We start from the raw sequence: 13,140 nt of genomic DNA on the forward strand, positions 1-13,140 counted from the left end.
GAGGGACCCTAGTCCAGCTCGATCGGACCCAGTTCCGCGAGCAGCTCGCCGGGACCGGGGTTGCCCGCCGCGGACTGCCCGCCCAGGTGGTTGACGACGCCCCAGACCGCGTTCAGCCCGGTGGTGACGGCACCTTCAGCCCACCCTGCGGTGAAGGACACGTCGTCGCCCGCGAGGAAGATCCCGCGTTGCTCCGCCGGGAGTTTGTCCTGCTTGAAGTGGCTGAAGAGGCGCTGCTGGTAGCGGTAATGCCCGGGAAGGTTCGCCTTGAAGGCGCCCATGAAGTTCGGGTCCGCTTCCCAGGAGACGGTGATCGGCTGGCCGACGATGTGGCCGGCGATGTCCACATCCGGATAGATCTGGGCCAGTGAATGCAGCATCAGCTCCACCCGCTCGTCCGCGTCCAGCGCCAGCCATTTCAGCGCGTCGTCGTTCCAGGTGTAGGAGAGCAGGATCACGGCGGGCTTGTCCGGGCCGTTGTCCAGCAGATACGTGGCACGGTTCAGCCGGTCCGTCAGGGTCATGGACAGGACCTCGCGTCCGGTGGCGGGATCGATGTCCTTCCAGAAGGGCCGGTCCACCATCACGAAGGTCTTGGACGACTGCATGTAGTGCGAGCGCTCAATCGCAGTCCACAGCTCGGCCGGGAACAGCGATTCCTTGGTGTGGATGCGGGTGGACAGGAGCCACGACTGGCAGGTCGTGACGACGGCGGGGAAGGCGGACTCGCGTCCCCAGCGTTCCCGCACGTGGAAGTCGCCGTCGCCCTCACGCGCAATCCGGTCCACGGCGCCGCGCGGGGCGCCGGCGTGCAGCGATGCCAGGGAGGTTCCGTCCGGCCAGTGGGCCATGCCCGACGGCGCGTGCTCCCACAGCGCCTCCGGGAGCCGCTGCGCCCCGCCGGCAATGAGGCGGTGCTGGTCGTCGGCGTCGGTGTATACGACCCGGAGGATTTCCAGGATGGAGTTCGGGAAGTCGGTATCCCAGCCGCCGGTGCCGAAGCCCACCTGGCCGAACGCCTCGCGGTGGGCGAACCCGGCATCCTTGAACGACGCGCTGCCGGCGATGAAGCCGTAGAAGGTCTGTTCGTCCAGTTCCGGGAGCAGCGCGTTCCACAGTTCCTTGATCCGGGCCGTGTCCCGGGCCCGGATGGCGTCCTGCATCTGGCCGAACTTGGCCCCGTCGTTAACGGCGGCCTTCCAGGCCTGCGCGACCTCGAGGAAGAACGGCGGCAGGTCCGCCGCCGTCGTCGCGTAGTGCTTCTTGCCCGCGAGCTCGATCACCGTGCTGGAGGTGGCGGCGGACAGCGGATTCGGGAACTCCTGGGTCTCCAGCCCGAGCAGCTCCACATAGTGGTAGAACGCCTTGCCGGAAACGGGGAAGCGCATCCCGCCGAGGTCCGCAACCACGCCGGGGGCGGAGGGGAAGCTGGCCGTCCGCAGGCGCCCGCCGATCTGGTCCGCCTCGTAGACCACCGGGCGCAGCCCCAGCTTCATCAACTCATAGGCCGTGACCAGGCCGGAGAGCCCGGCGCCGACGACGGCAACCTCGGTACCGTACAAGGCCGGCGGGACTGAGCCCAGCCCGGCCGGATGGGCCAGGAAGTGATCGTAGCTGAACGGGAAATCCGGATTCAGCATGGTGATGGGCGGCACCCCCGGGCCGGAGTCCGGCGTTGAGGGTACGGGTGCCGGCAGTTCGGTGGCGGTGGTCATAAGATGTCAGCCTTCATCGGTTCGGCGTCGGACGTGGCGTCGGACGTGCGTGCGTTGGATAGTTCACGGTATTCCTCGTGGCTCAGGGCTGCTACCCGGGAGTGCCTGCGGCCGTACCCGAAGTACGCCGCCACGCCGACGAGCATCCAGATCCCGAAGACCGCCCACGTCTGGGCGCCGAGATTAGCCATGAGGTAGGCGCACATGACAGCGCCGAGCACGGGTGTCAGCGGAAACAGCGGCACGCGGAAGCTGCGTTCGAGCTCCGGCCGGGTGCGCCGCAGGTAGATGACGGCGACATTGACCAGCGCGAAGGCGAACAGGGTGCCAATGCTGGTTGCGTCCGCCAGTGCGCCAAGCGGCACGAGCCCGGCCGTCAGCGCGACGGCGGAGCCCACGATCAGCGTGCCGGCCACCGGGGTGCCGGTCTTTTGCGAGACGCGCCCGAAGACCCTGGGGATCAGCCCGTCCCGGGCCATGGAGAGCAGGATGCGGGTCTGTCCGTAGAGGACGGTCAGCACGATGCTGGCGATGGCCAGGACGGCGCCGACGGCGAACACCACACCAACCCACGGCTGTCCCGTGGTTTCCTCGAGGATTTTCACGAGGGCCGCTTCGGTTCCGTCGAACCAGCCCCACGGCCGGGCGCCGATCGCCGCAACGGCGACGAGTACGTAGATGGTGGTGACAATCAGCATGGAGAGCAGGATCGCCCGCGGCAGGTCCCGTTTCGGGTTCCGCGCTTCCTCGCCCGCCGTGGAGGCCGCGTCGAACCCGATGTAGGAGAAGAAGACCCGGGACGCGGCGGCGGACACGCCGGCTGCCCCCATCGGCATGAGCGGCTCGAAGTGCCCGCCGTTGAAGGCGGTGAAGGCCACGGCGCAGAAGAACAGCAGGATGCCGACCTTGACCAGCACGATTGCGGTATTGATCCAGGCGCTTTCCTTGGCACCGCGGATCAGGAGCGCCATGGCCAGGACCACAATGACGATCGCCGGCGCGTTGAGCACACCGCCGTCGCCGGGTGGCTGGGAGATGGCGTCCGGGAGCGCCAGGCCGAAGACGGCCAGGGCCTCGTTGACGTACTGCCCGGCGCCGACCGCGACGGCGGCCACGGAGACGGCGTATTCGAGCACCAGGCACCAGCCGCAGATCCAGGCCATGCCTTCGCCCATGGTCGCGTACGTGTACGAGTAGCTCGACCCGGCCGCGGGCACAAGCCCGGCCATCTCCGCGTAGGAGACGGCGGAGAGCAGGGCCGCCAGCCCGGCGATCGCGAAGGAGATCCAGATGGCCGGGCCGGCCAGCGGCACCGAATCGCCGAGGATGACCAGAATGCCGGTGCCAAGTGTCGCGCCGACGCTGATCATCGTCAGGTGCACTACGCCGAAACTGCGGACCAGGCGTGTTCCGCCGTGGCCCGTTTCCGCCTCGGCGACCAGCTGCCCGATTGGCTTGCGGCGGAGCAGTTGCGCGGTGAGGCCGGGACGGCCCGTGGCGGCCGGCGGCCGTTGTCCAATAAGAGTTGGCACAGTCATCGTTGACGTCCTTTTCTTCAGTAGTCGTCGTTTTTCCCACCGCCCAGCCTAGGCGTGTGAGGCAGCTCTCAAAGCTGTGCAAAATGCCCTATAGTCTACATCCATGAGACTTAATGCACTCCCGCACCGGATGGGAGCGCACGTGGCGCCCGTGGCTGCCGAACCCTCCGAGCGGCTGGGCTTCGTCACCCTGGCGCAGTTCCTGCACCAGTTGCCGCCGGAACTGGCGGTCCTGCACGACGGCGGGAACGCCGGGGAGCGGCTGCGCTGGGTGGAGCCGAGCGAGCTGGAGGATCCCACTCCCTACCTGCTCGACGGCGAATTCCTGCTCACGGCCGGCCTGCCGTTTCTGGACGAGGGCGGCGACGAGGACCGGGTGGATGCCTATGTGCAGCGGCTGGTCGCGGCGCGGGTCGGCGCCCTCGGATTCGGCCTGGAACCCTATTTCGCCGCGGTCCCGGCGGCCGTCGTCCGGGCCTGCCAGCGGCACAACCTGACCCTCGTGGCCGTCCCGAACACTGTTCCGTTCGCCGCCGTCGGGCTGGCGTTCTCCCAGCTGCTGGAGTCCGAGAACGCCACCACGTTCCGGCAACTGGCCGAGACGAACAGGCAGCTGATGCGCGCCGTGCTGTCGGCACGGCCCGAGCACGAACTCCTGGCCGCTTTGGTCCACCGGGTTCCGGTCTGGGCAGTGCTCGTGGGCGCCGACGGCCGGGTGCGGGCCCGCGGGGCACGGGGCACCCACCGCGGCGGGACGGAAGCGGCCGTGGACGCGATCCGGCTGCAGCCCCTGTTGGCGAAGCTGCTGGCCGGAAGGGGCCCCCGCGTGGAGATGGACTCGTTCGACGCGGCCGGCTCGGCGCTGGTTTTCGGCTACCCGCTGCGCAGCACCCGGGACGCCAACCTGGGTGCCCTGGTCCTAGGCACCGACGCGCCGCTCACTCCGGCCCAGAACAGCGTGGTCTCCTCTGCCGTCGGTCTCCTGGAACTGCTGGTCCGCCAGCGCACCAGCGGCTCGCTGGCCCCCAGCCAGCTGGCCACCGCGCTGCTGCTGCATCCGGACAGCGTGGCCACCGGCGGGGTTCGGCATGTCAACGGGCTCAAGGACCTCCTGGCCCAAAGCGTCTCGTCCACCCGGTCCGGGCAATTGCGCGTGGTGCAGGGCCTCCGGCCGGCCGCTCCAGCGCGTGCGGACGCACCGGCCGGCGCCCCCGGAACCGGCCCTGCCCGATCCGGCGACAGCCCGGTCCGGGAACTGCTGGAATGGCGCAGGATGTTTGATACCAAGCTGGTGGAGCACACGGACTACGGCTTTGCCGCCATCACGAGGCTGAAGGTCGACGACGCCCTCCTGGCCGGGGTTGAAGGACTCGGCTGGCGGCTCGTGATCGGGAGTGCCACCGAGTTCCCCGGCCTGGCCAGCGCCTACCAACGCGCCTCGGCGCTTCGCAGCCGTGTCGAGGCCACCGGACACAGCGTCCGGGCCGATGAGGTGGCGTGGTCCGTGACGGGACTGCTGGGCAGGGAGGCCGGCGCCATGCTGGCCGCCCGGCTGTTGGCACCCGTGTTGGCGCTCGAGCCGGAACGGCGGGATGCACTGCTCGGCATCCTGCGCGCCTGGCTCGGCGAAAACGGCAGCTGGGACGCGACGGCGAAGGCCACGGGCCTGCACCGCAACAGCATCCGGCGCCAGGTCCGGATGCTGGCGGAGCTGCTGGAGACAGACCTTAACCAGGCCCAGGTCCGGGCCGAACTCTGGATTGCGCTGCAATACACGGGCGATGTGGATCTGCTATCCGCCCCCGGACCGGAAGGCGCTCAGCTGCCCCACGAGCGGTAGATCTCGGTCCGCCGGTCAGCCAGATACGCCACGTCCTGGCCGGCGGCGCCGGGCCGGTCGTGGGGCCGGTCGCCGGGCCGCGGCTCCGGCAGCTCAGCAAACAACAGCTCGGCCCCCGCTCCGGCGGCTGCCAGCAGCGAGCCTTCCGGAGCGGCGACCACGCTGCCGCCCAGGAAATCACAGCCGTCCTCCGTACCGGAGTGGTTGGCGTAAGCCACGGTGAGCTGGTTTTCCAGCGCCCGCGCCCTGACCAGCACCTGCGGAACGGACTCAAATCCCGCAGCCAAGGCAGTGGGGACCAGCACCAACTCGGCGCCGCGCACTGCGGCGGCCCGGACGGACTCAGGAAATTCAACGTCGTAGCAGATCACCAGGGACGTCCTGACGCCGTGGAAGTCCACCACAGCCGGAGCGGCCGCGGCGGGAACGAACGCCTGGCGCTCCGCCGGGCCGAAGAGGTGCACCTTGGCGTAGGTGAGCAGCTCAGTCCCGTGCTCATCGACGAGGGTGGCCGTGATCTGCCACTCCCCCGCCCCGGTGACGGCGGGGAGGCTGTAGACCAGGGCGATGCCGTGCCGGCGGGCGATCTCCGCCAGCTCCTGCCGGATGAGGGGGAGCCTGCCGGGGTCCAGCTCGGATCGAAGCCGCAGCGGCGCATAGCCGACGGGGAAGAGTTCCGGGGTGAGGAGCAGCCGCGCGCCGGCGGCAGCGGCCGTCCGCGCGGCGCCGTCGACCGCCCGACAGTTGGCTTCCACATCCAGCACGACGGCGTTCGCCTGCATCAGGGCCAGCAGCACCATTACCACCTCAGCGTCTCAGCGACGTCCGAGCTTTGTCGCGGACGTTCTTCTCCTCCAGCGTAGCCGTGCCGCACAATCCCCGTCCCAGTGCATTTCCGCCCGCACGAGCCTCCTTCAGTGCGGAATGCCCAGGGGACCCGGCTGGCGATCCGCGGCCGGCATCTTGAGGGCGTCATCAGGGCACGGACAGGGCGTCCGCAGGGCGTCATCAGGCCATGTACAGGGCGTCCTCAGGTCCGCCACCGGGGAACCGTACGTCCGTTCGGACGGGGAACCGGACCAGCCATGCGTTAACTTCTTGACTACAAGCCCGGAATGCGTCACGCTTCATGTCATGCCCTCACCATCGAGCTCAACGAGGAGCCGAACCAAAAACCCCGGATCACAGTCTGCGCTCCGGCACCTGAACCAACAGCGGATCATCGAATGCCTGCTGGCGGGCCCCTCTACGCAGGCAGAGCTGGCACGTCAGACAGGCCTCTCCACGGCGACGGTCTCGAACATCGTCAAGATCATGCAGGACGCCGGGCTGGCATCCACCGAACCCACCACGAGCTCCGGCCGGCGGGCCCTGAACGTCCGGCTCAACAGCAACGGCGCCGTCGCCGTCGGCATCGATTTCGGCCGCCGGCACCTGCGCGTCGTCCTGGCCTCCCTGAGCTACCAGGTGATCGCCGAGGAGGCCGTCCTGCTGCCGTTGGGCCACCACGCCGAGGAGGGAATTACCGCTGCGGTCGGCGTGCTGGACCGACTCCTGGCCGAAAGCGGCGTGGAACGCACCGCACTCGTAGGCGCGGGGGTCGGCATTCCCGGCCCCATCGACCGGCGCACGGGGAGCGTGGCGCAGGGCGCCATCCTGCCCGAATGGGTCGGCATTAACATCCTGGAATGCCTCGTAGAGGCCCTGCAGCTCCCCGTTTTCCTGGACAACGACGCCAATCTGGGCGCCCTGTCCGAGGTCACGTGGGGGCCCCACAGCGGCATCAGCAACCTGATGTTCCTCAAGATCGGCTCGGGAATCGGCGCCGGGCTCATCCTCAACGGGGCACCGTACTATGGCAACGTCGGGATTACCGGCGAAATTGGCCATGCCACGATCCACGAGCTGGGGCTGATCTGCCGCTGCGGCAACAGGGGCTGCCTGGAAACCATCGCCTCCACCACCACCATGATCGAGCTCCTGAGTCGAGGCGAGGACCGACCGCTGACACCGGAGGACATCGTCCGAAAGGCGATCGCCCGGGACTCCGCGACCCTGCGCGTCGTGGACGACGCCGGACTCGCCGTCGGCCGCGCGCTCGGAAACGTGGCGAACCTGATCAACCCTGAGGTGATCGTGGTGGGCGGGCCGCTGGCCGGACTGGGGGAACTCCTTTTGGACCCGATCCGCAGAGGCCTGGTGCGGCACGCTGTACCCGTGATCGGGGAGACCACCACGCTCACGATGTCCTCGCTGGGGGACCGCGCCGAGGCTCTCGGCGCCGCTGCGCTGGTCTTCCAACATGCCGCAATCCGGCGCAACTGAGCATTCGTTACCGGCCTGTTGCGTTAAAGACTTGACGACAAGTCCGTGATCCAGTTTACTTTTTCATCAGACGGCCCTGCGGTTTGTAGGGGCGGACAACGAAGTCATGCATTGGAGGCGTAAGGGCAGATGACGTCCCTCAACACGCACAGCGATCCGATAATTCTCGAGATGCGCTCCATCACCAAAGAGTTCCCCGGCGTTAAAGCATTGTCCGAGGTGAGCCTGCGCGTGAAAGCCGGCGAGATCCACGCCATTTGCGGTGAGAACGGCGCGGGCAAGTCCACTCTCATGAAGGTCCTCTCGGGCGTTTACCCCTTCGGCACCTACACCGGCGACATCGTGTACCAGAGCCAGGTCCAGGAATTCAAGGACATCCGCGCCAGCGAGGCCGCCGGAATCGTGATCATCCACCAGGAGCTCGCACTTATCCCGGAACTTTCCATCATGGAGAACATCTTCCTCGGCAACGAGCCCACCAAGCGCGGCGTGATCAACTGGGCCGAGGCCCGGCTGCGGTCCACCGAACTGCTGGCCCGGGTGGGGTTGCGGGAGGACCCGGACACTCCCATCAAGGAGATCGGCGTCGGCAAGCAGCAGCTGGTCGAGATCGCCAAGGCGCTGAACAAGTCGGTGAAGCTCCTGATCCTGGACGAGCCCACGGCAGCGCTCAACGAGTCCGATTCCCAGCACCTGCTGGACCTCATGCTGGGCCTGAAGGGCCGCGGTATCACCTCGATCATCATTTCCCACAAGCTCAACGAGATTGAGCAGATCGCGGATGAGATCACGATCATCCGCGACGGCAAGGCGATCGAGACGCTGAACGTCAAGGCCGACGGCGTCGACGAGGACCGCATCATCAAGGGTATGGTCGGCCGAACGCTGGAGTCCCGCTTCCCGGACCATGAGCCAAAGATCGGCGATGTCCTCTTCGAGGTCAAGGACTGGAACGTCGGGCACCCGCAGATCCAGGACCGCCTGGTCTGCAAGAACTCCAGCTTCTTTGTCCGCCGCGGCGAAATCGTCGGGTTCGCTGGCTTGATGGGGGCCGGTCGCACCGAACTGGCCCGGTCCGTGTTCGGGCGCTCCTACGGCCGCTACCTCTCGGGCCATGTCTACAAAGACGGCAAGGAACTGCAGCTCAAGAGCGTCCGCCAGGCGATCGACGCCGGGCTGGGCTACGTCACGGAGGACCGCAAGTCCCTGGGCCTGAACCTCCTCGATGACATCAAGGCCACCACAGTCTCGGCGAACCTGCGCAAGATCAGCAAGCACTACGTGGTGGATGCGGACAAGGAATTCTCGGTCGCGGAGGAATACCGGAAGTCGCTGCGGACCAAGGCGCCCTCCGTGGAGGAAGGCGTCGCGAAGCTCTCCGGCGGAAACCAGCAGAAGGTCGTGCTGGCGAAGTGGATGTTCACCGACCCGGACGTGCTGATCCTGGACGAGCCCACCCGCGGGATCGATGTCGGGGCCAAGTACGAGATCTACGGCATCATCCAGAAGCTGGCCAACGAGGGCAAGGCCGTGATCGTCATTTCCTCGGAACTGCCCGAGCTGCTGGGCCTGTCGGACCGCATCTACACGATCTTCGAAGGCGCCATCACTGGCGTGCTGAACAAGGGCGAAGCCAGCCAGGAAAGCCTCATGAAACTCATGACCTCCACCCGCAAGACCGCCTCACCCTCTGGGACCATCCAAGAATTAGCCGAACTACCCGGAAACAAGGACTGAAACAATGAACGCGCTCAAGAAGCTTTTTGGCGGCAACACCCGCCAATTCGGCATGATCTTCGCCCTCGTTGCGCTGATCGTGTTCTTCGAGATTTTCACTGAGGGCCGCACGCTCACGTCGGGCAACGTCATCAACCTCTTCAACGGCAACTCCTACATCCTGATCCTCGCCATCGGCATGGTTCTGGTGATCATCGCCGGCCACATCGACCTCTCGGTCGGTTCGGTCGCCGCCTTCGTGGGCGTCTGCGTGTCCCTCTTCATCCGCGATTGGGGAGTGCCGTGGTACATCGGCGTCCTGTTGGGGCTGGGGCTGGGCGTCCTGATCGGAGCCTGGCAGGGATTCTGGGTGGCCTATGTCGGCATTCCCGCGTTCATCGTGACACTGTCCGGCATGCTGATCTTCCGCGGCGCCAACCAGTTCGTCGGCAAGTCAAACACCATCCCGGTTCCCGGGGATTTCCAGTACATCGGCTCCGGCTACCTGCCTGAGTTCGGACCGAGTACCGGCTACAACAACCCCACCATGCTGATCGGCCTTCTCGCCGTCGCATTCGTGATCTTCAGTGAGATCCGCTCCCGCCGCAAGGCCAATGCGCTTGGCGCCGAAGTTCCCGAGGCCTGGGTCATGGTCCTTAAACTGGTCCTGATCTGCGGCGCCATCCTCTACGCGACCTACCTCTTCGCCACCGGCCGGCCGGGCACGTCATTCCCTGTGCCGGGCCTGATTCTCGCCGTCCTGATCCTCGTGTACGGCTTCATCTCCTCCAAAACCGTTATCGGCCGCCACATCTACGCCGTCGGCGGCAACCGGCATGCTGCGGAGCTCTCCGGCGTCCAGTCCAAGAAGGTCAACTTCCTGGTCATGATGAACATGTCCCTGCTGGCCGGCCTCGCCGGCATGATCTTTGTGGGCCGCTCCACCGCCTCAGGCCCGTTCGACGGCGTCGGCTGGGAACTGGACGCCATCGCGGCCGTCTTCATCGGCGGCGCGGCCGTCACCGGTGGCGTGGGCACCGTGATCGGCTCGATCATCGGCGGCCTGGTCATGGCCGTGCTCAACAACGGCCTGCAGCTCCTCGGCGTCGGCGCCGACCTCACCCAGATCATCAAGGGCCTCGTGCTCCTGATCGCCGTCGCATTCGACGTCTACAACAAGACCCAGGGCAAGAAGTCGATCATTGGCCTGATGATGAAGAACTTCAGCCGCAGCAATGAGATCAAGGCCGACGAGACGACATCCACCAAAGAGGTCATCTCCACGGGCGCCTAGCCCGCTCCCTGAACCATTCTCGCTACTTTTTCCCCGGAGTTTCCGGACCCATCTAAAGAAAGTGAACCAAGCAATGCGAATGATTGGTAAAGCAGGAAAGGCAGCAGCAATCGCTGCTATTGCGGCACTGGCGCTGACAGCCTGCGGCCGTGCCGACACCGGTACCACCGGCGGTTCTTCCTCCGGCGGCGAAGCATTCCCGAAGGGCTCCGCCATCGGTGTAGCGCTCCCGCAGAAGACCTCGGAAAACTGGGTCCTGGCGGAGAAGCTGTTCAACGACGGCCTCACCTCAGCCGGCTACAAGCCGGACGTACAGTTCGCAAACGGCGGCGTTTCGGAGCAGCAGAACCAGATCAGCGCCATGATCACCAAGGGCGACAAGGTCATCATCGTGGGCGCGATCGACGGTGCGCAGCTGGGCACCCAGCTCAAGCAGGCCAAGGACGCCGGCGCCACGATCATCGCCTACGACCGTCTGCTCCTGAACACCGAGAACGTGGACTACTACGTGGCCTACGACAACTTCAAAGTCGGTGAACTCCAGGGCCAGGCACTGCTCGACGGCATGAAGGCCAAGAAGCCTTCAGGCCCGTACAACATCGAACTGTTCGCCGGGTCCCCTGATGATGCCAACGCGAAGGTCTTCTTCGACGGCGCCATGAGTGTCCTGAAGCCGAAGATCGACGACGGCACCCTGAAGGTTGTCTCCGGTCAGACGTCCTTCGAGCAGGCCGTTACCCAGGGCTGGAAGGCAGAGAACGCCCAGAAGCGCATGGACACCCTGCTCGCGGGAACCTACAGCAGCGCCGCGCTTGACGGCGTGCTGTCCCCGAACGACACCCTGGCCCGCGCGGTCATCACCTCCGTCAAGGCCGCCGGCAAGCCGATTCCGGTTGTCACCGGCCAGGACTCCGAGGTTGAGTCGGTCAAGTCCATCATGGCGGGCGAGCAGTACTCCACCATCAACAAGGACACCCGCGCGCTCGTTGAGCACTCGATCACCATGGTCAATGACGTCCAGGCGGGCAAGAAGCCTGAGGTCAACGACGACAAGTCCTACAACAACAAGGTCAAGGTTGTCCCGGCTTACCTGCTGACGCCGGTCATCGTGACCAAGGAGAACGTCAAGACGGCCTACGCGAACGATCCGGTACTCGGACCGATCACCAAGTAGTTCCGGCTACAGGCACCGCCGCTTGAGGCGCTAAGCCCCGGGCAACACAAGAGCCCCGGCTCCCCCGTAAGGGAGGGCCGGGGCTCTTCTGCACCCTTCAGTGCAAACAGGCACACCGCCGGGCCGGGTGAGAGGATGGCTCCATGACTGTCCCCATCGCGAAGCCCTGGCTGTTCGGCCAGGCGGACCAGGATCCCCGCACCGCCACCGGAGCCCGACTCCGCTGGGGCGTCGTCGCCACCGGCGGTATCGCGGCGTCCGTCACCCGCGACCTGCAGCTCCTCGCCGACGCCGAGCTCTACGCGGTCAGCTCACGGACCCAGGCCGCCGCCGATGCCTTCGCCGCGGACTACGGCTTTGCGCGGGCCTACGGGGACAAGGAGGGCCGGACGGGCTACCAGCGGCTGCTCGCCAACGACGCCGTCGACGTCGTGTACGTCGCCACGCCGCACGCCCACCACCACGAAATCGTGCTCGCGGCCCTGACCGCCGGCAAGCACGTTCTCTGCGAAAAGGCCCTCACGGTCAACGCCCGGGAGGCCTCCGAGCTCATAGGACTGGCCCGGGACAAGGGGCTCTTCCTGATGGAGGCGATGTGGAGCCGTTTCCTGCCGAGCATGCAGCGCGCCTTCGAAATCGCCAACTCGGGCGAGATCGGCGAAGTCAAGTGGGTCGCGGCGGACCTGGGTTTCCCGGCGCCGTATTCGCCCACCTCCCGCCTCTGGGCACCACAGGACGGCGGCGGCGCCCTCCTGGACCTTACGATCTATCCGCTGCTGTGGGCGCTCGGCACCCTGGGCTTCCCGCAGACCGTCAGCGCCACGGGCTGGCTCAATGACGACGGCGTGGACGCCCAGAACGCGCTGACTCTCGGGTACCACCATGGCGCCCAGGCGCAGCTCACGTCGTCCCTGCTGGCGCATGGTCCCCGCACGGCCACCGTGGCAGGGACACTGGGGTTCCTGCAGACGAGCGGCTCGATCAACAACCCCAAGGAACTCCAGGTGCGGCTCGGCTTCGACGACCCGCGCCGCGAGCACTTTGCCGTGCTGGGGCGGGGTTACAGCTACGAGCTGCGCGAGGTCACCCGCTGCATCCAGCAGGGTCTCACCGAGAGCCCGGTCATGCCCCTGGAGGACTCCCTGAACACCATGCGGCTCTTCGACGGGGTCCGCGCACAGCTGGGCATCAGCTACCCGAACGACGCCCGCTGAGGCTGGAACCCGGCACCGGAGACCGCCGAATTTAGCGCGAGCTCTGGACTCGCCCCGTCGCCCGGACTTACCCTGTAGGAATCGTCGAACTCTCGGGGAATGGGGTGTGCGCATGGACCCAGCAACAGCTCCGCTGCGCATGCGCCGCCCGATCCGGCGGGTGATCCTGGCCGGCGTCGCCGGACTCGCCTGGCTGGCGCTCTCCGCGACAGCTGCCAACGCCGACGACGCCGCCACTTCCGTCCCGCTGATGGGTGACTCCAGCACGGCCGTCGCGTTCGCCACGGCACCCGCGGCGGGGCCGGCAAGCACCGTTGAAACAAG

General features: G+C 66.7%; 9 protein-coding genes and 1 pseudogene. 7 read left to right on the plus strand and 3 right to left on the minus strand.

Going from position 1 to position 13,140, the window contains the following annotated elements:
- Positions 1 to 8: 8 nt before the first annotated feature.
- Entirely contained in the window at positions 9 to 1,715 is a 1,707-nt protein-coding gene (locus tag BJG92_RS04875; protein WP_232082893.1) for an NAD(P)/FAD-dependent oxidoreductase, read from the minus strand.
- Positions 1,712 to 3,253 (minus strand): amino acid permease, encoded by a 1,542-nt coding sequence (locus BJG92_RS04880; RefSeq protein ID WP_232082894.1) that lies wholly within the window; start codon positions 3,251 to 3,253, stop codon positions 1,712 to 1,714. The genes BJG92_RS04875 and BJG92_RS04880 overlap by 4 nt, the downstream gene beginning before the upstream one ends.
- A 103-nt stretch (positions 3,254 to 3,356) precedes the next feature.
- Here BJG92_RS04880 and BJG92_RS04885 point away from each other — a divergent pair, with 103 nt between their 5' ends.
- Positions 3,357 to 5,093: a PucR family transcriptional regulator gene (locus BJG92_RS04885; protein ID WP_232082895.1), complete on the plus strand. Its 1,737-nt coding sequence runs from the start codon at positions 3,357 to 3,359 to the stop codon at positions 5,091 to 5,093.
- Here BJG92_RS04885 and BJG92_RS04890 read toward each other — a convergent pair.
- Positions 5,072 to 5,893 (minus strand): nitrilase-related carbon-nitrogen hydrolase, encoded by an 822-nt coding sequence (locus BJG92_RS04890; protein WP_232082896.1) that lies wholly within the window; start codon positions 5,891 to 5,893, stop codon positions 5,072 to 5,074. The two genes, BJG92_RS04885 and BJG92_RS04890, sit on opposite strands and share 22 nt — an antisense overlap.
- Before the next feature lie 334 nt (positions 5,894 to 6,227).
- Here BJG92_RS04890 and BJG92_RS04895 point away from each other — a divergent pair, with 334 nt between their 5' ends.
- The 6 genes and pseudogenes from BJG92_RS04895 to BJG92_RS04920 all read left to right on the plus strand — a co-directional run.
- Entirely contained in the window at positions 6,228 to 7,418 is a 1,191-nt protein-coding gene (locus tag BJG92_RS04895; protein ID WP_232082897.1) for an ROK family transcriptional regulator, read from the plus strand.
- Positions 7,419 to 7,547: 129 nt separating this feature from the next.
- Complete coding sequence (gene mmsA, locus BJG92_RS04900; protein WP_232082898.1) at positions 7,548 to 9,155, plus strand: multiple monosaccharide ABC transporter ATP-binding protein; 1,608 nt, start codon at positions 7,548 to 7,550, stop codon at positions 9,153 to 9,155.
- Positions 9,156 to 9,159: 4 nt separating this feature from the next.
- Entirely contained in the window at positions 9,160 to 10,428 is a 1,269-nt protein-coding gene (gene mmsB / locus BJG92_RS04905; RefSeq protein WP_232082899.1) for a multiple monosaccharide ABC transporter permease, read from the plus strand.
- A 73-nt stretch (positions 10,429 to 10,501) separates the two neighbouring features.
- Complete coding sequence (locus tag BJG92_RS04910; RefSeq protein ID WP_232082900.1) at positions 10,502 to 11,602, plus strand: sugar-binding protein; 1,101 nt, start codon at positions 10,502 to 10,504, stop codon at positions 11,600 to 11,602.
- A gap of 143 nt (positions 11,603 to 11,745) precedes the next feature.
- Positions 11,746 to 12,816 carry a Gfo/Idh/MocA family protein gene (locus BJG92_RS04915; protein WP_232082901.1) on the plus strand — a complete coding sequence of 357 codons (1,071 nt, stop codon included), beginning with the start codon at positions 11,746 to 11,748 and terminating at the stop codon, positions 12,814 to 12,816.
- Positions 12,817 to 12,928: 112 nt separating this feature from the next.
- Positions 12,929 to 13,140 (plus strand): annotated as a pseudogene (locus BJG92_RS04920) (hypothetical protein); the annotation flags it as partial.

The organism is Arthrobacter sp. SO5 (assembly GCF_020532805.1).
GTDB lineage: Bacteria > Actinomycetota > Actinomycetes > Actinomycetales > Micrococcaceae > Arthrobacter.

Bases quoted from the DNA above. Each gene is read 5' to 3' on its own strand.
- mmsA (WP_232082898.1), top strand. From the start codon at position 7,548: ATGACGTCCCTCAACACGCACAGCGATCCGATAATTCTCGAGATGCGC.
- BJG92_RS04880 (WP_232082894.1), bottom strand. From the start codon at position 3,253: ATGACTGTGCCAACTCTTATTGGACAACGGCCGCCGGCCGCCACGGGC.
- BJG92_RS04885 (WP_232082895.1), top strand. From the start codon at position 3,357: ATGAGACTTAATGCACTCCCGCACCGGATGGGAGCGCACGTGGCGCCC.
- BJG92_RS04895 (WP_232082897.1), top strand. From the start codon at position 6,228: ATGCCCTCACCATCGAGCTCAACGAGGAGCCGAACCAAAAACCCCGGA.
- mmsB (WP_232082899.1), top strand. From the start codon at position 9,160: ATGAACGCGCTCAAGAAGCTTTTTGGCGGCAACACCCGCCAATTCGGC.
- BJG92_RS04890 (WP_232082896.1), bottom strand. From the start codon at position 5,893: ATGGTGCTGCTGGCCCTGATGCAGGCGAACGCCGTCGTGCTGGATGTG.
- BJG92_RS04875 (WP_232082893.1), bottom strand. From the start codon at position 1,715: ATGACCACCGCCACCGAACTGCCGGCACCCGTACCCTCAACGCCGGAC.
- BJG92_RS04915 (WP_232082901.1), top strand. From the start codon at position 11,746: ATGACTGTCCCCATCGCGAAGCCCTGGCTGTTCGGCCAGGCGGACCAG.
- BJG92_RS04910 (WP_232082900.1), top strand. From the start codon at position 10,502: ATGCGAATGATTGGTAAAGCAGGAAAGGCAGCAGCAATCGCTGCTATT.